Genomic DNA, 18,294 nt, shown 5'->3' with positions numbered 1-18,294 from the left:
CTACTGCCGCAAAATGCCGAGTCGGCTACATAATGGTACGCAGTACGTAGGTCTCAGCGTCCAAAGGTCTCTCACATGCGGTTCTCCCCCTACCCCCGGCCAACACGTGCCTAGCGACACCACGGCGCTTCGATTGCGCGCTGTCGCGTCGAAGATCACCGTCCACCGATCCATCGTGCTCTGCCAGATCCCCCTGTCCGTGATCGTCGTCGTCATCGGCATCACCGGCCCCATCCTCCGGCCAGGGCTCATGTCGGATCCGACCTTCGAACTCGGGTTCTCGGCGATCCTCGTGCTCCTGGCGGTCGCCGTCCTCGTCCCGTGGCGAGAGCTGCCGCGCGGGAGCCTCCTGCTGATACCCGTCCTCGACTTCCCTGCGATCGCGCTGATCCGGGCAGGGGCGATGGAGTCCCAGCCCGCGCTCGGCGTGCTCGCCATCTTCCCGGTCCTCTGGCTCATGCGTTCGTCGCTCCCCACGTGGGCGGCACTGGCACTGGCCACCGGGGGCTCGCTACTGATCACGGCCTGGCCGTTGCTCGGCGCCTTCGACCCAGCCCTTGCCCACTCCTACCTTGGCGTGCTCCTGCTCCCGATCGTGATGCTCTGCATCGGCGTGATCGTGCGCATCATGAGCCTGAACGCCTGGGCCCGCGAGATCGAGATCGAGCAGAAGGACCGGGAGCTCAATGAGCTCCTGCGCGCCGCCATCGACCGCGAACGCGTCCTCACAGCCATCCTGAACACGGTCGACGTCGGGCTCACCGCCGTGGATGCGCAGGGCACCACCACCATGACCAATCGTCAGCAGGAGTTGTTCAACCGGCTCGCTGCCGGGCCCGACGACGACGGCGGCACAGCGCCCAGCCTGGTCTTCGGCGCGGACCGGACCACCTGTCTGCCGGCGAACCGCCGGCCGATCTACCGAGCCCTGACGGGTGAGACCTTCGCCGACGAGTTGGTGTGGGTGGGCGACGGCGACGCCCAGCGTGCGCTCTCGACAGCCGCGCGGCCGATCACGAATGCGCAGGGCGAGCTCACCGGCGCCCTGATCGCCTGTAGCGACGTCACCGAACTGGTGGAGGCGGTGACCGCCAAGGACACCTTCATCTCGAACATCTCCCACGAGTTCCATGCGCCGCTGACCTCGGTCCTCGGCTACCTCGAGCTGGTCCTCGAGGACGAGCACCCGTTGCCGCCGCACCTCCGCGGCTACGTCGACGTCGCCGGCCGGAACGCGGAGCGTGTGCTGCACCTCGTCGCCGATCTCCTCTCCACCGCGGGTGACCAGGTCCGGGTGCACCCTCGGCCCGTCGATCTCGCGGCGCTCATCGAGATGAGTGTGCGTTCCAATCGCCTGCGGGCGCAGAAGAACCGGGTGAAGCTGCGGTCGGACGTCCAGGAGCCGCTCTGGACCCTCCTCGACCCGCTGCGGATCTCCCAGGTGCTCGACAATCTCCTGTCCAACGCCATCAAGTACTCGCCCGACGGCGGGATCGTGACGGTGCACGCGGAGGAGTCGGAGTCGGCCATCGCGCTGCACGTCGAGGACCGCGGCATGGGCATGACCGAGCAGGAGGCCCAGCAGGTGTTCTCGCGTTTCTACCGCACCCCGTCCGCGCGGCGCGCGGACATCGCGGGCGCGGGCCTGGGCCTCGCCATCACCCGGTCCATCGTCGAGAGCCATGGCGGCTCCATCCGCTGCGCGAGTTCCCCGGGCAAGGGCAGCCGCTTCACGGTGACGCTCCCGGTCAACGGTGAAGTGGGTCGGGTGCACCAACACTCCCTGGAGGAATCGGCCTAGGTGCAGGCTCTCGACGCATCGGTCCTCGGGGCGGTCCTCGCTGCAGTCCTCGCCTCGCTGCTGGCCCTGGTGGTCGTCGACCGCGCTGGACGCGATCCCCGTACGGCGCTCCCGCCCTCGGGCCGGGCTCCGCTCGCCGCCCTCGCGGGACTAGCCGCCGCCTGCGGGAGCCTGCTCCTCGAGGCGTGGTGGGAAGATCTCCTGGTGACGGTGTTCGCCGCCTTCGCCGTCGTGCTCGCAGCGATCGACGCGCGGACCAAGCTGTTGCCGAACGCCCTCGTCCTGCCCTTCGCCCTCGGCACGCTCGCGGTCCTGCTCGTGGCGGCTGTCGCGAGCGGATCGTGGTGGAGCCTGCTCGGCGCCCTCGGCGGAGGGCTGGCCCTGTTCGCGGTCTACCTCCTGCTGGCGCTCGTCTCACCCGCGGGCATGGGGATGGGCGACGTGAAGCTCGCCGCGGTCCTCGGCCTCTATGGCGGGTGGGCCGGCTACGCGGCGTGGATGTGCACGCTGCTCGGCGGATTCCTGCTGGGTGGCCTCGCGGGCGTCCTCGTCCTGGCGCTACGGCGCGGCACCCGCGGCACCACCTTCCCCTTCGGCCCCGGCATGCTCCTCGCGGCATTCGCCGGGCTCGTCCTCCTCGGCTAGTCCTGCTGCCGGTCAGATCCGGCCGGCAGTGTCCCCCGGAGCACGCTCACCCCGGAGTGGGTGGGATCGCCGTCGAGCGGCTCGTCCGAGACGTCGACGATGGGGAATTCCGCCAGGTCCACGCTGTCGGGGATCGTCAGGGAGCCGTCACCGCCGTGCAGCACACCCAGGCTGTACATGCGGTCCAGTCCGGGTGCGATCAGCCAGACCTCCTCGAAGCCGCCGGCCTCGCCCGCCGTCGACCGGACGTCGAGCGAGCGCACGCCGCCCTCGCCGGACACGACGGTCGCCGTCCCCTCCCCCGTGGATCCGTCGAGGGGTTCGAGCACCGTCTCCGCCAGAACCTCCGGTCCGGGTGGGGACGCGAAGACCTGGACGGCCCACAGTGCGCCACCGCCGACCAGCACGCCCACCGCGGCCGCGGCCGCCAGGTGACGCACACCCAGGGGTCGCCGGGACGATCGGCCCCTCATCGACGCGCCGTCCGCGGTCCGCGAGCCCGCCCCGACGGCCCGGAGTGCGTCATGGGTCGGAACCGTCCGCGTCAGGGGGTCCCCGAGCTGCGCCGGCCCGAGGCCGAGCTCCGCGTGGATGCCTGCCCACACCGCCGGATCCGGCGACTCGAGGGGGTCGTCATCGCCGGCGCGGGCCAGCCGGACGACCTCGTGGAGATCCTCGACCTCCATGGCACAGGTGTCGCATCCCTCGAGGTGGGCACGGCCGGACTCGTCGAGGTCCTCCCCGAGGGCGGCCAGGCTGATGGACTCGGGGTCAAGGTGCTGCATGCCAGGCCTCCAATCGGCGTCGTAGGTGGGTGAGACTTCGGCGGATGTGACTCTTGACGGTCCCGAGGGGCAGCCGCAGCCGCGTGGCGATCTCCTGGTGCGTGAGGTCGTCGTAGAAGGCGAGCTTCAGGATCGACCGCTGGGGTTCCCCGAGCATCTCCAGCTCGGAATCGAGGACCACCCGATCCGCCAGTCCATCCATGATCTCGCTGCCCGGACCGGCGGAGCGGTGATCGGCCACGGTGGTCGCCAGATGGTCCAGGCGCTCGCGCCGGCGGCGCGCAGCGAGGGCATCGGCGATCACGTTCCGGTTGATGCCGAGCAGCCAGGCGGGCAAGCTCCCGGCCTCGGGGTCGAACCCCGACCGGAAGCGCCACGCCCGGATGAAGACCTCCTGCGTCGCGTCCGATGCGGCCTGGCGGTCTCCGAGGGCGCGGAGGGCCACGCTGAACACCAGCGGCGCATGAGCGCGGTAGGCCAAGGCCAGCCCTTCCTCACCACCGGTCGCGAACTGCAGCTCGGGAGTCCCGGCCGGCCCTCGACCTGAGGATGCCACGGTGCTCTCCTTCGGGCGGGGACGCTGGACGACGGCCTCCTGCGTCGACTCCGTCGCGCCCGTCCACATCTCGATGTCGGGGCGTTTCAGAGCGGCGTTGCCGTGAGGACCACATTATCCTCATAGTCCGCGCGGTCCGAGAGCCAGTCCCCGCCGCAGGTCACGATGACGAGCTGGTGGTCGCCGTCGCGCCGGAAGATCTCGTCGGTGTCGAGGGCCGCCTTCGGCTCGTTGCGTACATCCGTGACCCGGTAGCGCACGGGCTCGGCGTCCTCACGCCCCACGGTGATCTCGGTACCGATCGCGACGTCCTTGAGCCGCGCGAAGGGCATCTGCTCCGTGCCGATGTCGATGTGCGCGGCGAGAACGGCGTTGCCCGACGAGGCGCCCGGTGCGGGGCCGTACCGGTACCAGCCGGCCTCGTAGAAGCTCGAGGGGATCTCCATCTCGTCGTCGTCCGCGATCCCCACGTCGATTACGTCCACCTGGATGTCCGTGCCCTCGATGTCCAGGGAGACCGGTGGAGGAGCGGCCTCCGTCTGCGCTGCGGTGGCGGGCCGGAGGGTGATGCCGGCCGCCGACGTCCCGCTCGGGACCGCAGCGGCGGGCGCGGAAGCGTCCTTCTCCGCTTCCGGGCCCTGCGTCCCACCGGGAGCCGGTACTGCGTCGGCTGCTGGCGATGTGCCGGTGTCCTGCCCTGCGCCGACCGCCGACGACGGCGTGGGCTGGGGTGCCGCAGCGGGCTGTGCGCATCCGGCGGAGACCAGGCCGAACCCGGCGCTGAGCAGCAGGACGGCGATGCGATGGGGCAGTCGAGTCACGGACTTCACTTTCGGTCGAGGAAGGGGCGACCAGGCGGGGCAGGAGGATGGAGGGGCCTCCAGCCCCGCCGGCCGGCTCATGCGGCCGTGCGCGAACCCCGCACGCGAGCTGCCACGACGGCGCCGGAGAGCAGCACGAGGCCTACCGCGCCCGCTCCCAGGAGCATCCCCGAGCTGTCCTGCGCCGGTCCTGCCTGGGCGCCCGGAACGGCGGCGGGATCGGAGTGGAGCCCCTCGATGACCTGCGTGGCGAGGGCGAGGTTGCCGTCCTCGAGACTGCCCCACGCGTACACGATCGTCGCGGTGCCCTCGGCGAGCGTGAGGTCGGCCGGGCCGATCACGGGCGCGGTGGTTCCCGTGGCGGCGACTGCTGCAGAGATCGTGCCGGGATCCGTCGTGAGCGTCGCCTCATCGGGGTTGCTCAGGTTCTCGACCACGGGCGCGCCGCCGGCCAGCACGTCGACGGCGGGAGCGGCGGCGGTGTGCCGCACGGTGAGGCGCGACTTCCCGGCCTCGACCGCGGAGACGTCATTCGTGTAGAAGTTCGCGGTGGGCGCGCCCTCGGCGTCGAGGTTGGCCGTGGCGGTGTAGTTCCCGCCGGCTGCGAGGGTCACGGTGACCGGGCCGATGACGGGGGCACTGGCGTCGGCGGCATCCGCCGCCGTCACGGCCAGTTCGTAGTCGCCCGCGGGGAGCTCGAGGGGCCCGGCGAGGGTTCCGGGTGTGAAGTCGTCGAGGGTCAGGTCGCCGTTGACGTAGACGTCCACCGTGAGATCGGGGACGGCGTGGAGGACGGACAGCTGGGCCGTGTCCGCCGTCTCCGCCGCGATCGCGGGGCTGGCGACACCGGCGACACCCAGTGCTGCGACCGCACCGACGGCATAGAAGCTCTTGCGCATGTTCTTCTCCTCGTTCGGGCTCCGTGGAGCCTCCGATTGATCCTTACACCCGTACTACCGGCCGGAGGGCCGCCCTGGATGCAGAATGACGAAAAGAAGTGGGACGGCCCCCGGCGGTCTCAGTCCTGGTCCGGGTCGACGACCTGCGATGAGCCGTCGGAGAGGTGTCCGGAGGTACGGCGCGCACGCGTCAGTGCGGCCCGGCCCGCGAGCTCGCCCTCCCCCGGATAGGCGATCTCCTCCAGCACGAGGGGGTGCGGGGCAGCGAGGATGGACCGTGCGTCCTTGAGGCGGGCGGCGAGCCGTTGTGCCAGCCAGACCGGCGGCATCTCCCCCGAACCCACCCGCAGCGTCGAGCCGATCAGCGCGCGCACCATGTTGTGGCAGAAGGCATCGGCCTGGACGGTCGCCGTGATGGCTCCGTCGTGCCCCCGCACGAACTCGTAGCGCTGCAGTTCCCTGATGGTCGTGGACCCCTCCCGCGGCTTGCAGAAGGCCGCGAAGTCCTGCATCCCGAGCAGGTGGGAGGCGCCCTCGTTGAGCAGTTCCACGTCGAGCGGTGCCGGATACCACAGGGTGGTGTGCCGGTGGAGCGGGTCCTGGCCCGTCATCGCGTCGGCGATCCCGTAGCTGTACCGGCGCCAGAGTGCCGAGAAGCGAGCGTCGAATCCCTCAAGAGCACGCGAAGCGGAACGCACGACGACGACGGGGACGGAGTTCCGCACGGAGCGTCCCCTGCCGCTGATGCCGTCGGTGAGGACGCGGTTGATCGTCCCGGTCAGGCGGCGGCGGAAGGCGTCCGCCGGGTCGACCTCACGTCCCCTCCCCATGCCGGTCCATTCCCCGGCAGTGAGGTCGGCGTGGGCCACCTGCCCCCGTGCGTGGACGCCCGCGTCCGTACGCCCGCCGACCGTCAGCCGGACGGGACGCCTCAGCAGTGTGAAGAGGGCGTCCTCGAGGACGCCCTGGACGGTGACGAGCCCGGGCTGCAGTGCCCAGCCGGAGAACGGCGATCCGTCGTACGCGATATCGAGGCGGACACGCAGGAGCCCGCCGTCCCTCTCGGGTACGGCGGGCTCCTGGGTGGTCATGGCGTGCGTCGGGTGGGAAGAATTACTTCTTCTCGTCCTCGACGGTGCCCTCGACGACGACGACCTCGTCGGCGGTGCCGGCTTCGGCGTCGACCGTGGTGTCCTCCGCAGCTACCTCTTCGGCAGATGCGGCGGACTCAGCGGACTCGGCGGAATCCACCGAGTCGACGGAATCAGCGGACTCGGGCGAGTCGACGGATTCGGCGACCAGCGCGGCAGCGGCGGGAGCCTTGGCCTGCTCGGCCTCGGCGACCACGGACTGCTTGGCCGACATGGGCTCCAGCACCAGTTCGATGACGGCCATGGGGGCGTTGTCGCCCTTGCGGTTGCCGATCTTCGTGATGCGGGTGTAGCCGCCCTCGCGGTTGGCGACGGCCGGCGCGATGTCCGTGAACAGCTCGTGGACGATGCTCTTGCTGCTGATGACGCCGAGGACGCGGCGACGCGACGCGAGGTCACCCTTCTTCGCGAACGTGATCAGACGCTCGGCGTAGGGGCGGAGGCGCTTGGCCTTCGTCACCGTGGTGGTGATGCGCTTGTGCTCGAACAGTGAGGCGGCCAGGTTGGCGAGCATCAGGCGTTCGTGCGCCGGACCGCCTCCGAGGCGTGGGCCCTTGGTGGGTGTGGGCATGGTTCTTTCTCCTCATTAGGGTGTCCGCCCGCCGCTCCGGGGAGCAGCGGGCGGGCAGATAGCGTTGTTAGAGCTCTTCGTCGCCGTAGGCGGCGTCGTCCTCTTCGATGGCGGCAGCGCGGGCGGCAAGGTCGAACCCGGGAGGGGAATCCTTCAGGGACAGACCGAGCTCGACGAGCTTCGCCTTGACCTCGTCGATGGACTTCGCACCGAAGTTGCGGATGTCCATGAGGTCGGCCTCGGAGCGTGCAACGAGTTCACCCACGGAGTGGATGCCCTCACGCTTGAGGCAGTTGTACGAGCGGACCGTCAGTTCGAGGTCCTCGATGGGCAGCGCCATGTCGGCGGCCAGAGCGGCGTCCGTCGGCGACGGGCCGATCTCAATGCCTTCGGCGGCGGTGTTCAGCTCGCGGGCGAGCCCGAACAGTTCCACCAGGGTGGTGCCGGCGGACGCGACGGCGTCGCGGGGGGCGATGGCGTCCTTCGTCTCGACGTCGACGATCAGCTTGTCGAAGTCGGTGCGCTGCTCCACACGGGTGGCCTCCACGCGGAAGGTCACCTTCAGGACCGGCGAGTAGATCGAGTCGACCGGGATCCGGCCGATCTCGGAGTCGCCGGACTTGTTCTGCGAGGCGGACACGTAGCCACGGCCACGCTCGATGGTCAGTTCGAGCTCGAACTTGCCCTTCGAGTTGAGCGTCGCGATGTGCAGGTCCGGGTTGTGGAACTCGACGCCGGCGGGAGGCGCGATGTCCGCCGCGGTGACGACGCCGGGACCCTGCTTGCGCAGGTAGGCGACGACCGGCTCGTCGTGCTCCGAGGAGACGGCGAGGTTCTTGATGTTCAGGATGATCTCGGTGACGTCTTCCTTGACACCGGGAACCGTGGTGAATTCGTGCAGCACGCCGTCGATCCGGATGCTCGTCACGGCTGCGCCGGGGATCGAGGACAGGAGGGTGCGGCGGAGCGAGTTGCCGAGGGTGTAACCGAAGCCGGGCTCGAGGGGCTCGATGACGAACCGCGAGCGGTTGTCGGCGACGACTTCTTCAGTCAGGGTGGGGCGCTGTGCAATGAGCACGTACATTTCCTTTCAGGAAGCATCCGCTATATGACGCTTCTCAGTGGGGCGGGACTGCTGGTCAGCCGGCTCTGGAGCTACCGGGAACGGCACCGAACCGCCCTGCCGGAACTCTCGTTCCTGCAAGGCGGTGCGGTGACGGCAGGCCGATCAGACGCGGCGACGCTTCGGCGGGCGGCATCCGTTGTGGGCGCTGGGGGTGACGTCCTGGATGGATCCGACCTCGAGGCCCGTTGCCTGCAGCGAGCGGATCGCGGTCTCGCGACCGGATCCCGGACCCTTCACGAAGACGTCGACCTTCTTGACGCCGTGCTCCTGCGCACGCTTGGCAGCGGCCTCTGCAGCCATCTGTGCAGCGAACGGGGTGGACTTGCGCGAGCCCTTGAAACCGACCTCACCGGCGGAGGCCCAGGAGATGACTGCTCCGCTGGGGTCCGTGATGGAGACGATGGTGTTGTTGAACGTGCTCTTGATGTGCGCCTGGCCGAGCGCGATGTTCTTCTTGTCCTTGCGACGCGGCTTACGCACCGCTCCACGAGTCTTGGGGGGCATTACTTCTCCTACGAAGGTATTGGGTAAAGCATTGAGTCGGATCAAATCCTGCTGGAGGTCCCGCAAACAGGGGCCTCCGCCGGCGAGGGTCCCCTGGCCTGACGAGCGCTAGCGAGTCATGTTAGGGAGCCGGTGGGGATCTAGCGTCCGACCTTCTTCTTGCCTGCGACCGTGCGCTTCGGGCCCTTGCGGGTGCGAGCGTTGGTCTTCGTACGCTGTCCGCGTACGGGAAGGCCGCGGCGGTGCCGAATGCCTTCGTAGCTGCCGATCTCGACCTTGCGGCGGATATCGGCGGCGACCTCACGGCGGAGGTCACCCTCGACCTTGAAGTTGCCCTCGATGTAGTCGCGGAGCTGGACGAGCTCGACGTCGGAGAGGTCCTTGACGCGCGTGTTCGGGGAGATTCCCGTGTCGACGATCGTCTTCTCCGCACGGGTCTTGCCCACGCCGTAGATGTAGGTAAGCGCGATGACTACCCGCTTTTCGCGGGGGATGTCTACGCCAGCGAGACGTGCCATGGTGGCGGTGCTCCTTCAGTGGTGCCGGAGGTGTGGAGCAGAACGTGCCCGGGACCTGCGTTCCGGTCCCCGGCCTCCGAGCCGGGGGTGTACGTCCCCTGCGGGACGCTGTTCTGCCGTTGAATGTACTTCTACGCGCGGGAAGAACCTCTGGAAGAGGTTCTCAGCCCTGGCGCTGCTTGTGGCGCGGGTTCTCGCAGATGACGAGAACGTTGCCCTTGCGGCGAACCACCTGGCACTTCTCGCAGATCCGCTTCACGCTCGGGTTGACCTTCATGGTTTTCCTTCGAGTTGATTCTTATTTGTAGCGGTAGACGATACGGCCCCGGGTGAGGTCGTACGGGCTGAGTTCCACTACGACCCGGTCCTCAGGAAGGATCCGGATGTAGTGCTGGCGCATCTTTCCCGAGATGTGGGCGAGAACAATGTGACCGTTGGCCAACTCAACGCGGAACATCGCATTGGGCAGCGCCTCGTTCACAGTGCCTTCAATCTCAATGACACCGTCTTTCTTGGCCATATCCTCCGCTAACGTCGATGCCCACCACTTGGACGGTGGGCGGGTTTGGGGTTTTGATCGTCTGACCTGCGGGGAGCCTGGGCTCGTCCCGCAGAACGGTCTCCGGGGCCCATTGGGCACGGAAAGCAGAGACAACCAACAGACGACTCTACTCCATTCTTCACGAATGGTTAAATCACGTCCGGGGCTCGCGCTGCGGACGACGAAGGCCCTGCAGCGGGCTGCAGGGCCTTGGGGAGTGAGCGGCGTGCGGATCGAGCCGAGCTGCGCCGGAGCGCAGCCCCTGTCTCACGCGTGCAGGGGAACCGGTGTGACGCCGAGCGGTTCCAGGCGGGAGGCTCCGCCGTCCGGCGCGGAGAGCACCCAGATGCCGGCGTCGTGCACGGCGACGCTGTGCTCCCACTGCGAGGCGCGCCTGCCGTCCGTGGTCACGACCGTCCAGTCGTCGTCGAGCACTGTGGTCTGCAACCCGCCCTGCACGAGCATCGGCTCGATGGCCAGGCACATGCCCGGCCGCACCTTCGGCCCGCGATTCGAACTCCTGTAGTTGAGGACGTCCGGCGCCTGATGCATCTGGGTGCCGATCCCGTGCCCCACGTAGTCCTCCAGGATGCCGAGTGCCGGCCCCGGGACGGACGAGACGTAGTCGTCGATCGCCGCGCCGATGTCGCCGACGAACCGCGCGGAGGCGAGCGCTGCGATACCCCGCCACATGGCTTCCTCGGTGATGCGGGACAACCGGACGTCCTCCGGCCGAGGCGTCCCCGCGATCACGGTCCGCGCAGAGTCGGAGTGCCAGCCCCTGACGACGGCGCCGCCGTCGATCGAGATGATGTCCCCGTCCTGCAGTGCATATCCGCCCGGGATCCCGTGGACCACCTCGTGGTTCACCGAGGTGCAGATGCTGGCCGGGAACCCGTGGTACCCGAGGAAGTTCGACGTCGCGCCCTCCTCCTGCAGGACGGCCTCGAACACTCCGTCGAGCTCCGCCGTGGTCACGCCCACCCGCACGGCGGCGACTGCTTCGTCGAGCGCCCTGGACAGCACCAGGCCGGCATCGCGCATGACGAGCATCTGCTCGCTGGTCTTGTACTCGACCTTCGGCTGACGGAACATGCGGTCCTAGCTCGCGACCTTGAGCGCCGCCATGACCCGCTCGGTGACCTCGTCGATCGAGCCGATCCCGTCCACCTTCGTCACGATCCCCCGCTCCTCGTACCTCGACACGACGGCCTCGGTCTGGTCGTGGTAGAGCCCGAGGCGGTGCCTGATGACCCGCTCGTTGTCGTCCGACCGTCCGTCGAGCTGCGCCCGTCCGAGGAGCCTCGTGACCAGTTCCTCGTCATCGGCCGTGAGCTGGAGGACGACGTCGAGGTCGAGCGCGTTCTCCCGCAGGATGTCGTCGAGCTCCGTCACCTGGGCGGCGGTGCGCGGGTACCCGTCGAGGAGGAAGCCCTCCCGGACGTCCTCCGCCGCGAGCCGATCGCGCACCATGCTGTTCGTGACGCTGTCGGGAACGAAGTCCCCGGCGTCCATGAACTTCTTCGCCTCGAGTCCCAGCGGGGTCTCGCGCTTGACGTTGTCGCGGAAGATGTCCCCGGTCGAGATTGCCACGACGGCGAGACGTTCCGAGATCCGGGCCGCCTGGGTTCCCTTGCCGGAACCCGGAGGACCGATGATGAGCATTCTCGTCAACGCAACAACCCTTCGTAGTGACGCTGCTGGAGCTGCGCGTCGATCTGCTTGACGGTCTCCAGCCCCACGCCCACCATGATCAGGATCGACGTGCCGCCGAAGGGGAAGTTCTGGTTGGCGCCGATCGCCACGAGGGCGATCAGCGGGATGAGCGCCACGAGACCGAGATAGATGGCGCCCGGCAGGGTGATGCGGGAGAGCACGTACTGCAGGTACTCGGCCGTGGGCCGGCCTGCCCTGATGCCCGGGATGAAGCCGCCGTACTTCTTCATGTTGTCGGAGACCTCGTCCGGGTTGAACGTGATGGCGACGTAGAAGTACGTGAAGAAGACGATCAGCAGGAAGTACATCGCCATGTAGAGCGGGTGGTCGCCACTGGTGAGGTACGTGGTGATCCAGTTGACCCAGTCGGCGGGCGGTGTCCCGTCCTGCGGCGTGTTGAACTGTGCGATCAGGCTCGGCAGGTACAGCATCGACGACGCGAAGATCACGGGGATGACACCCGCCATGTTGACCTTGATGGGGATGTACGTGCTGCTGCCGCCGAGCGTGCGCCGGCCGACCATGCGCTTGGCGTACTGGACCGGGATGCGGCGCTGCGACTGCTCCACGAAGATCACGAGGGCGACGACGACGACGCCCATCAGGAGCACGAACGCGAACACGGTGGCACCCTGGGTACGGAAGATCTCACCCAGCGAGGTCGGGAACCCGGCCGCGATCGCGGTGAAGATGAGCAGGGACATGCCGTTGCCGACGCCGCGCTCGGTGATGAGCTCGCCCATCCACATGATCAGGCCGGTGCCGGCAGTCAGGGTGATGATCAGGAGGATGATCGTGATGAGCGAATCGTCCGGGATCAGCGGGACGGGACAGTTGCCGAGCAATGCTCCCGAGCGCGCCAGCGAGACGAGGGTCGTGGCATTGAGGAGACCGAGGGCGATCGTCAGGTAACGCGTGTACTGGGTCAGTTTGGACTGGCCCTGGGCGCCTTCCTGGTGCAGCTCCTGGAAGCGGGGGATGACCACCCGGAGGAGCTGGGTGATGATGCTCGCGGTGATGTACGGCATGATGCCCAGCGCGAAGATCGAGACCTGCAGGAGGGCTCCGCCGCTGAAGAGGTTGACGAACTGGTACAGGCCGCCGTCGGTGTTGCCGAGGTCCAGGCACTGCTGGACGTTGCCGTAGTCGACTCCCGGGGCGGGGATGAAGGCCCCGAGGCGGAAGATGGTGATGATTCCCAGCGTGAACAACAGCTTGCGCCGCAAGTCTGGCGTCCGGAATGCCCGGCCAATAGCGCTAAGCAAGCGTCCTCCTGAAGGTCTGTTGGTCCTGTGGCGGACCGTGCACAACAACCGAGTCTAACGGTTGGTCGCCGGCGCGAGACTCACGCCGGCCCTGGGGTGGCCGGAGCCGAAAAAAGACTCCTGGTGGGCCGATTCGGTCCTGCCCACCAGAAGTCTAGTTCCTCAGTGCTGTCGATCACAGCCGTCCCCTCCCCCGACACACGGGAAAGCAGACGGCCAGTGGCCTACAGTTCGGTGACGGTTCCGCCCGCAGCGACGATCTTCTCCGCAGCGGAGGCGGAGAAGGCGTCGGCCGAGACGTTCACGGAAACCGTGATCTCGCCCGTGCCCAGCACCTTGACGGGCTGGTTCTTGCGGACCGCACCGTTCGCCACCAGGCTGTCCACCGTGACGTCGCCGCCGTCGGGGTACAGCTCGGACAGCTTGTCCAGGTTGACGACCTGGAACTCCACGCGGAACGGGTTCTTGAAACCGCGCAGCTTCGGAAGGCGCATGTGCAGGGGCAACTGGCCACCCGCGAATCCTGCCTTCACCTGGTAGCGCGCTGCGGTCCCCTTGGTTCCACGTCCGGCGGTCTTACCCTTCGAACCCTCACCACGGCCGACACGGGTCTTCGCCGTCTTGGCACCCGGGGCGGGACGCAGGTGGTGGACCTTGAGGGCGTGGACGCGCTCCTCGCTGGCGGCCGGAGCCGCAGTGTTCTTCTCTGCCATTAGTTGGCCTCCTCAACCTTCAAGAGGTGCGGAACCGTGTTGACCATGCCGACGGTGACGGCGTCTGCTTCACGGACCACGGTGTGGCCGATCCGCTTGAGGCCGAGCGACCGCAGCGTGTCGCGCTGGTTCTGCTTGCCGCCGATGGCGGACTTGATCTGTGTGATCGAGAGCTGCTTGGTGCTCACGACTACGCGCTTCGGAGTGATGGCGGTCATCACGCACCTGCCTTCTGAGCTGCGATCGCGCGCAGCATCTGGTGGGATGCGACCTCGTCGAGGGGCAGGCCACGGCGGGCCGCGACTGCCTGGGGCTCTTCGAGGCGCTTCAGGGCATCGACGGTCGCGTGAACGATGTTGATGGCGTTCGCCGAACCGAGCGACTTCGAGAGGACGTCGTGGATGCCGACGCACTCGAGCACCGCACGCACCGGACCGCCGGCGATCACACCGGTACCCGGGGACGCGGGACGGAGCAGCACGACGCCGGCTGCGGCCTCGCCCTGCACCAGGTGCGGGACGGTGCCACCGATCCGCGGAACGCGGAACATCGTCTTCTTGGCTTCCTCGACGGCCTTCTGGATGGCGGAGGGAACTTCCTTCGCCTTTCCGTAGCCGACGCCGACCATGCCGTTGCCGTCGCCGACCACCACGAGGGCGGTGAAGCTGAAGCGACGGCCGCCCTTGACGACCTTCGCGACGCGGTTGATGGTGACGACGCGTTCGATGAACTTGTCCTTGTCGTCGTTCCGACCGCCGTCACGGCCGCCACGGCCGCCGCGCTCGCCACCGCGGGCGTTGCCGCCGCGCTGGTCACCGCCGCGCGAGTTGCCCCGCGCGTTGGAGCGGTTGGCGTCAGCCGACGCGGTGTCGGTTGCGCCTGCAGCCGGAGCTTCGGCCGCGGGCTGCTCTGTAGCCGTATTCAATGGGGCTTCCTTTGCCTTGGTTTCCTCGGTCACAGTGACAGCCCACCTTCACGTGCACCGTCTGCGATGGCTGCAACCCGACCGTGGTACTTGTTGCCACCGCGGTCGAAGACGACGGCCTCGACGCCGGCAGCCATGGCCCGTGCCGCGACGAGCTCGCCGACGCGCTTGGCCTTGGCGGTCTTGTCACCGTCGAAGGACCGGAGGTCCGCTTCGAGGGTGGATGCCGAGGCGACGGTCATGCCCTTGGTGTCGTCGACGACCTGCACGAAGACGTGGCGGGCCGAACGGTTGACGACCAGGCGCGGACGCACGGCCGTACCCGAGACGCGCTTGCGTACACGGAGGTGGCGACGTCCACGCGAGGCGGACTTGCTCTTCGAGCTGCGCTTCTTGTTGATGCTCAGACCCATGGTTACTTACCAGCCTTTCCGACCTTGCGGCGGATGATCTCGCCTGCGTAGCGGATGCCCTTGCCCTTGTACGGGTCGGGCTTGCGCAGCTTGCGGATGGTTGCAGCGACCTCGCCGACCTGCTGCTTGTTGATGCCCGCGACCGAGAGCTTGGTGGGGCTGTCCACGGTCAGGGTGATGCCCTCGGGAGCCTTGACGGCCACCGGGTGGCTGTAGCCCAGGGCGAACTCGAGGTCACTGCCCTTCGCCTGCACGCGGTAACCGGTGCCGACGATCTCGAGGTTCTTCTTGTAGCCCTCGGTGACTCCGACGATCATGTTGGAGATCAGCGTGCGCGTCAGGCCGTGCAGTGAGCGCGACTCGCGCTCGTCGTTCGGCCGGGAGACGGTGAGGATCCCGCCGTCGAGGGTGACCTCGATGGGGCTGGGCACCCTGTGGCTCAGTTCGCCCTTGGCGGCCTTGACCGAGACGACGTTGCCGTCGACCGTGATGTCGACACCGGCAGGAACGGTGATGGGGAGACGTCCAATACGTGACATGTTCTGTTCCCTTTCCCGTTACCAGACGTAGGCGAGGACTTCCCCACCTACACCCTTCTTGGATGCCTGGCGGTCCGTGAGCAGACCGGAGGACGTGGACAAGATGGCGATGCCGAGTCCGCCGAGCACGTGCGGCAGGTTGGTGGACTTGGCGTACACGCGGAGGCCCGGCTTGGAGATGCGGCGGATGCCGGCGATGGAGCGCTGGCGGTCCGGGCCGAACTTGAGGTCGATGGTCAGCTTCTTGCCGACCTCCGCTTCCTCTTCCTTCCAGCCGGCGATGTAGCCCTCGGCCTTCAGGATGTCCGCGACGCGGGCCTTCAGCTTGCTGTACGGCATGGACACGGAGTCGTGGTAAGCCGAGTTTGCGTTGCGCAGACGCGTGAGCATGTCTGCGACAGGATCTGTCATTGTCATGTGGGCTCTTGCCCTTCCTCGAAACGGTTTCCGGTCTCCGCCCGGCACTCAGGGTGCCGGCTGGAGCGGACCTGCAACGTAGTTAGATTAATCTTCGGATTTGAAGGGGAAGCCGAGCGCCTTGAGGAGCGCGCGGCCCTCGGCGTCGGTCTTGGCGGTCGTGACGACGGTGATGTCCATGCCACGTACACGGTCGATACGGTCCTGGTCGATCTCGTGGAACATGGACTGCTCCGTGAGGCCGAAGGTGTAGTTGCCGTTGCCGTCGAACTGCTTGCCGTTGAGGCCGCGGAAGTCGCGAATACGGGGCAGTGCGAGGGAGATGAGGCGGTCCGTGAATTCCCACATGCGGTCTCCACGCAGGGTCGCGTGTGCACCGATGGGCATTCCCTCACGGAGCTTGAACTGCGCGATGGACTTGCGGGCCTTGGTGACCTGGGGCTTCTGGCCCGTGATCGCCGTAAGGTCCTTGACGGCCCCGTCGATCAGCTTGGAGTCCTTGGCGGCGTCACCGACACCCATGTTCACGACGACCTTGACCAGGCGGGGGACCTGGTTCACGTTGGAGTAGTTGAACTGCTCCTGCAGGGTCGCCTTGATCTCGGCCGCGTAGCGGGCCTTGAGACGGGGAAGAACCTTGGTCTCTGTGGTCTCGACAGTCATTACAGATCCTTCCCTGATGACTTGGCGATGCGGACGCGGACAACGCGCTCACGGCCGTCGCGCTCGACGGTCTCGGTGCGGTATCCGACGCGCGTCGGCTTCTTGGTCTCGGGATCGACGACGGCCACGTTGCTGATGTGCACCGGCGCCTCGACGACCTCGATGCCACCGGTCTTGGTGCCGCGCTGCGACTGCCCGACCTTGGTGTGCTTGGTGATCCGGTTGATGCCTTCCACGAGGACGCGGTTGGACTCGGGGAACACCTTGAGGACCTTGCCCTGCTTGCCGCGGTCTCCGCCGCGTTCCTGCTTGGCTCCGGTGATGACCTGCACGAGGTCACCCTTCTTGATCTTGAGCTTTGTCTTCTGTGCCATGGACTACAGCACCTCCGGCGCCAGCGAGATGATCTTCATGAAACGCTTGTCGCGGAGCTCGCGACCGACAGGGCCGAAGATACGGGTACCGCGGGGGTCGCCGTCGTTCTTCAGGATCACTGCTGCGTTCTCGTCGAACTTGATGTAGGAACCGTCCGCACGGCGGCGTTCCTTCTTGGTGCGGACGATGACCGCCTTGACGACGTCGCCCTTCTTGACGTTGCCGCCCGGGATGGCGTCCTTCACCGTGGCGACGATGACGTCGCCGATGCCTGCGTAGCGGCGCCCGGATCCTCCGAGAACGCGGATGGTCAAGATTTCCTTGGCCCCCGTGTTGTCGGCGACCTTTAGCCGCGACTCCTGCTGAATCACTGATTACTCCTGTCGTCGCGCCGGTTCTCTCATCGAGCCTTGCGGAACGGATATGGGTGGGCCCCGAGATACTGGTCCTCACCACGCGTGCGCCTGGACGCACGGTCCTGCAGGATACCTGCGTGGGGTGGTGAACAAGATCATCGGGCTTTTGCCTATTTGCCCGGTGTGAGGGTCACCCGCGAGGGAACCTCGTGAGGGCATGCGCCAACCCACCAGACAGACAAGATCCTCATGGTATCGCGAGAATGCCCCGGACACGAAATCGTGTCCGGGGCATCCCGGTCGGGAGCCGGCGCGCCGGTCCCTGGTGGTGCTCAGGTGCTACTTGGCCTTCTCGATGACCTCGACCAGGCGCCACCGCTTGGTGGCGGACAGCGGGCGGGTCTCGCTGATGAGGACCATGTCGCCGATGCCGGCGGTGTTGTTCTCGTCGTGCGCCTTGACCTTGGAGCTGCGGCGAAGCACCTTGCCGTACAGTGCGTGCTTCACGCGGTCCTCGACCTCGACGACGATGGTCTTCTCCATCTTGTCCGAGACGACGTAGCCACGGCGTACCTTGCGGTAGCCGCGCGAGTCGGCGCCGTGGACGGCCTTCTCGGGTCCTACGGTCGTCTCGCTCTGCTGCTCACTCATTTGGCGTCCTCCTCAGAAGCCTCGGTGCTCACGGAAGGTTCGTCCTTCGTGGCTGCCTTCTTGGCCTTCTTGGGCTTCTCCGCTTTTGCGGGCTTCGCTTCCTCGACGGGAGCGACGACCTCGGGACGGATACCCAGTTCGCGCTCACGCAGCACCGTGTAGATGCGGGCGATGTCGCGCTTAACCGAGCGAAGGCGACCGTGGCTCTCCAGCTGGCCGGTGGCCGACTGGAATCGGAGGTTGAACAGCTCCTCCTTGGCCTTGCGCAGTTCTTCCACCAGACGGTCCTTGTCGAAGCCGTCCAGCTGGTCTGTTGCCAGTTCCTTTGAACCCAGAGCCATAA

At 67.4% G+C, this 18,294-nt stretch carries 27 protein-coding genes; 2 read left to right on the top strand and 25 right to left on the bottom strand.

Going from position 1 to position 18,294, the window contains the following annotated elements:
• Positions 1-106: 106 nt before the first annotated feature.
• A complete protein-coding gene (locus ACTIMO_RS12700) occupies positions 107-1,801 on the top strand; it encodes a sensor histidine kinase (RefSeq protein WP_448182619.1) in 1,695 nt (564 codons plus the stop codon).
• Entirely contained in the window at positions 1,802-2,446 is a 645-nt protein-coding gene (locus tag ACTIMO_RS12695; RefSeq protein WP_448182618.1) for a prepilin peptidase, read from the top strand. It begins immediately after the preceding gene.
• On the opposite strand, the gene ACTIMO_RS12690 is transcribed toward ACTIMO_RS12695, so the two are convergent.
• The 25 genes from ACTIMO_RS12690 to rpmC form a co-directional block, all read right to left on the bottom strand.
• Positions 2,443-3,231, bottom strand: a complete 789-nt coding sequence (locus ACTIMO_RS12690) for an anti-sigma factor (RefSeq protein ID WP_448182617.1) — start codon at positions 3,229-3,231, stop codon at positions 2,443-2,445. The genes ACTIMO_RS12695 and ACTIMO_RS12690 overlap by 4 nt on opposite strands.
• Positions 3,218-3,787 carry an RNA polymerase sigma factor gene (locus ACTIMO_RS12685; RefSeq protein WP_055769261.1) on the bottom strand — a complete coding sequence of 190 codons (570 nt, stop codon included), beginning with the start codon at positions 3,785-3,787 and terminating at the stop codon, positions 3,218-3,220. Before ACTIMO_RS12685 ends, ACTIMO_RS12690 begins: the two co-directional genes overlap by 14 nt.
• 86 nt (positions 3,788-3,873) lie before the next feature.
• Positions 3,874-4,608 (bottom strand): sortase domain-containing protein, encoded by a 735-nt coding sequence (locus tag ACTIMO_RS12680; protein WP_448182616.1) that lies wholly within the window; start codon positions 4,606-4,608, stop codon positions 3,874-3,876.
• A 77-nt stretch (positions 4,609-4,685) separates the two neighbouring features.
• Positions 4,686-5,507, bottom strand: coding sequence for a DUF4397 domain-containing protein (locus ACTIMO_RS12675; RefSeq protein WP_448182615.1), 822 nt, complete (start codon positions 5,505-5,507; stop codon positions 4,686-4,688).
• 119 nt (positions 5,508-5,626) lie between these two features.
• Positions 5,627-6,598 carry a tRNA pseudouridine synthase A gene (locus tag ACTIMO_RS12670; protein ID WP_448182614.1) on the bottom strand — a complete coding sequence of 324 codons (972 nt, stop codon included), beginning with the start codon at positions 6,596-6,598 and terminating at the stop codon, positions 5,627-5,629.
• A gap of 22 nt (positions 6,599-6,620) precedes the next feature.
• On the bottom strand, positions 6,621-7,229 hold the full coding sequence (gene rplQ / locus ACTIMO_RS12665; protein WP_448182613.1) for a 50S ribosomal protein L17: 609 nt from the start codon (positions 7,227-7,229) through the stop codon (positions 6,621-6,623).
• Positions 7,230-7,296: 67 nt separating this feature from the next.
• Positions 7,297-8,307 carry a DNA-directed RNA polymerase subunit alpha gene (locus tag ACTIMO_RS12660; protein WP_055769255.1) on the bottom strand — a complete coding sequence of 337 codons (1,011 nt, stop codon included), beginning with the start codon at positions 8,305-8,307 and terminating at the stop codon, positions 7,297-7,299.
• 150 nt (positions 8,308-8,457) lie between these two features.
• Entirely contained in the window at positions 8,458-8,859 is a 402-nt protein-coding gene (rpsK, locus tag ACTIMO_RS12655) for a 30S ribosomal protein S11 (RefSeq protein WP_019481517.1), read from the bottom strand.
• A gap of 140 nt (positions 8,860-8,999) precedes the next feature.
• The gene (rpsM, locus tag ACTIMO_RS12650) at positions 9,000-9,377 is read right to left on the bottom strand and encodes a 30S ribosomal protein S13 (protein WP_043440660.1); all 378 of its coding nucleotides are present in this window, start codon (positions 9,375-9,377) and stop codon (positions 9,000-9,002) included.
• 163 nt (positions 9,378-9,540) lie between these two features.
• Complete coding sequence (gene rpmJ, locus ACTIMO_RS12645) at positions 9,541-9,654, bottom strand: 50S ribosomal protein L36 (RefSeq protein ID WP_043440658.1); 114 nt, start codon at positions 9,652-9,654, stop codon at positions 9,541-9,543.
• Between the two features lie 21 nt (positions 9,655-9,675).
• Positions 9,676-9,897, bottom strand: a complete 222-nt coding sequence (gene infA / locus ACTIMO_RS12640) for a translation initiation factor IF-1 (RefSeq protein WP_019481515.1) — start codon at positions 9,895-9,897, stop codon at positions 9,676-9,678.
• A 288-nt stretch (positions 9,898-10,185) separates the two neighbouring features.
• Entirely contained in the window at positions 10,186-11,013 is an 828-nt protein-coding gene (gene map, locus ACTIMO_RS12635) for a type I methionyl aminopeptidase (protein WP_448182612.1), read from the bottom strand.
• Between the two features lie 6 nt (positions 11,014-11,019).
• Complete coding sequence (locus tag ACTIMO_RS12630) at positions 11,020-11,583, bottom strand: adenylate kinase (protein WP_448182681.1); 564 nt, start codon at positions 11,581-11,583, stop codon at positions 11,020-11,022.
• 5 nt (positions 11,584-11,588) lie between these two features.
• Positions 11,589-12,899 (bottom strand): preprotein translocase subunit SecY, encoded by a 1,311-nt coding sequence (gene secY / locus ACTIMO_RS12625; protein WP_055768099.1) that lies wholly within the window; start codon positions 12,897-12,899, stop codon positions 11,589-11,591.
• Between the two features lie 224 nt (positions 12,900-13,123).
• The gene (gene rplO, locus ACTIMO_RS12620; protein ID WP_055768097.1) at positions 13,124-13,612 is read right to left on the bottom strand and encodes a 50S ribosomal protein L15; all 489 of its coding nucleotides are present in this window, start codon (positions 13,610-13,612) and stop codon (positions 13,124-13,126) included.
• A complete protein-coding gene (rpmD, locus tag ACTIMO_RS12615) occupies positions 13,612-13,830 on the bottom strand; it encodes a 50S ribosomal protein L30 (protein WP_055768095.1) in 219 nt (72 codons plus the stop codon). The genes rplO and rpmD overlap by 1 nt, the downstream gene beginning before the upstream one ends.
• Positions 13,830-14,537, bottom strand: coding sequence for a 30S ribosomal protein S5 (gene rpsE / locus ACTIMO_RS12610; protein WP_152812406.1), 708 nt, complete (start codon positions 14,535-14,537; stop codon positions 13,830-13,832). The genes rpmD and rpsE overlap by 1 nt, the downstream gene beginning before the upstream one ends.
• 29 nt (positions 14,538-14,566) lie before the next feature.
• The gene (rplR, locus tag ACTIMO_RS12605; RefSeq protein ID WP_055768092.1) at positions 14,567-14,950 is read right to left on the bottom strand and encodes a 50S ribosomal protein L18; all 384 of its coding nucleotides are present in this window, start codon (positions 14,948-14,950) and stop codon (positions 14,567-14,569) included.
• Between the two features lie 2 nt (positions 14,951-14,952).
• Positions 14,953-15,489, bottom strand: coding sequence for a 50S ribosomal protein L6 (gene rplF, locus ACTIMO_RS12600; protein ID WP_055768089.1), 537 nt, complete (start codon positions 15,487-15,489; stop codon positions 14,953-14,955).
• 18 nt (positions 15,490-15,507) lie between these two features.
• Positions 15,508-15,906, bottom strand: coding sequence for a 30S ribosomal protein S8 (gene rpsH, locus ACTIMO_RS12595; protein ID WP_043440638.1), 399 nt, complete (start codon positions 15,904-15,906; stop codon positions 15,508-15,510).
• A gap of 87 nt (positions 15,907-15,993) precedes the next feature.
• The gene (gene rplE / locus ACTIMO_RS12590; protein WP_055768087.1) at positions 15,994-16,569 is read right to left on the bottom strand and encodes a 50S ribosomal protein L5; all 576 of its coding nucleotides are present in this window, start codon (positions 16,567-16,569) and stop codon (positions 15,994-15,996) included.
• The gene (gene rplX / locus ACTIMO_RS12585) at positions 16,569-16,943 is read right to left on the bottom strand and encodes a 50S ribosomal protein L24 (protein WP_055768085.1); all 375 of its coding nucleotides are present in this window, start codon (positions 16,941-16,943) and stop codon (positions 16,569-16,571) included. Before rplX ends, rplE begins: the two co-directional genes overlap by 1 nt.
• A 3-nt stretch (positions 16,944-16,946) precedes the next feature.
• Positions 16,947-17,315, bottom strand: coding sequence for a 50S ribosomal protein L14 (gene rplN / locus ACTIMO_RS12580; RefSeq protein WP_049829173.1), 369 nt, complete (start codon positions 17,313-17,315; stop codon positions 16,947-16,949).
• Positions 17,316-17,639: 324 nt separating this feature from the next.
• Positions 17,640-17,951: a 30S ribosomal protein S17 gene (gene rpsQ, locus ACTIMO_RS12575; RefSeq protein ID WP_448182611.1), complete on the bottom strand. Its 312-nt coding sequence runs from the start codon at positions 17,949-17,951 to the stop codon at positions 17,640-17,642.
• On the bottom strand, positions 17,948-18,292 hold the full coding sequence (rpmC, locus tag ACTIMO_RS12570) for a 50S ribosomal protein L29 (RefSeq protein ID WP_152812412.1): 345 nt from the start codon (positions 18,290-18,292) through the stop codon (positions 17,948-17,950). Before rpmC ends, rpsQ begins: the two co-directional genes overlap by 4 nt.
• Between the last annotated feature and the right edge of the window lie 2 nt (positions 18,293-18,294).

It is taken from the genome of Arthrobacter sp. CP30 (assembly GCF_053470025.1).
The sequence above is the reverse complement of the archived record's forward strand: the minus strand, read 5'-3'. Positions and strand labels throughout refer to the sequence as shown.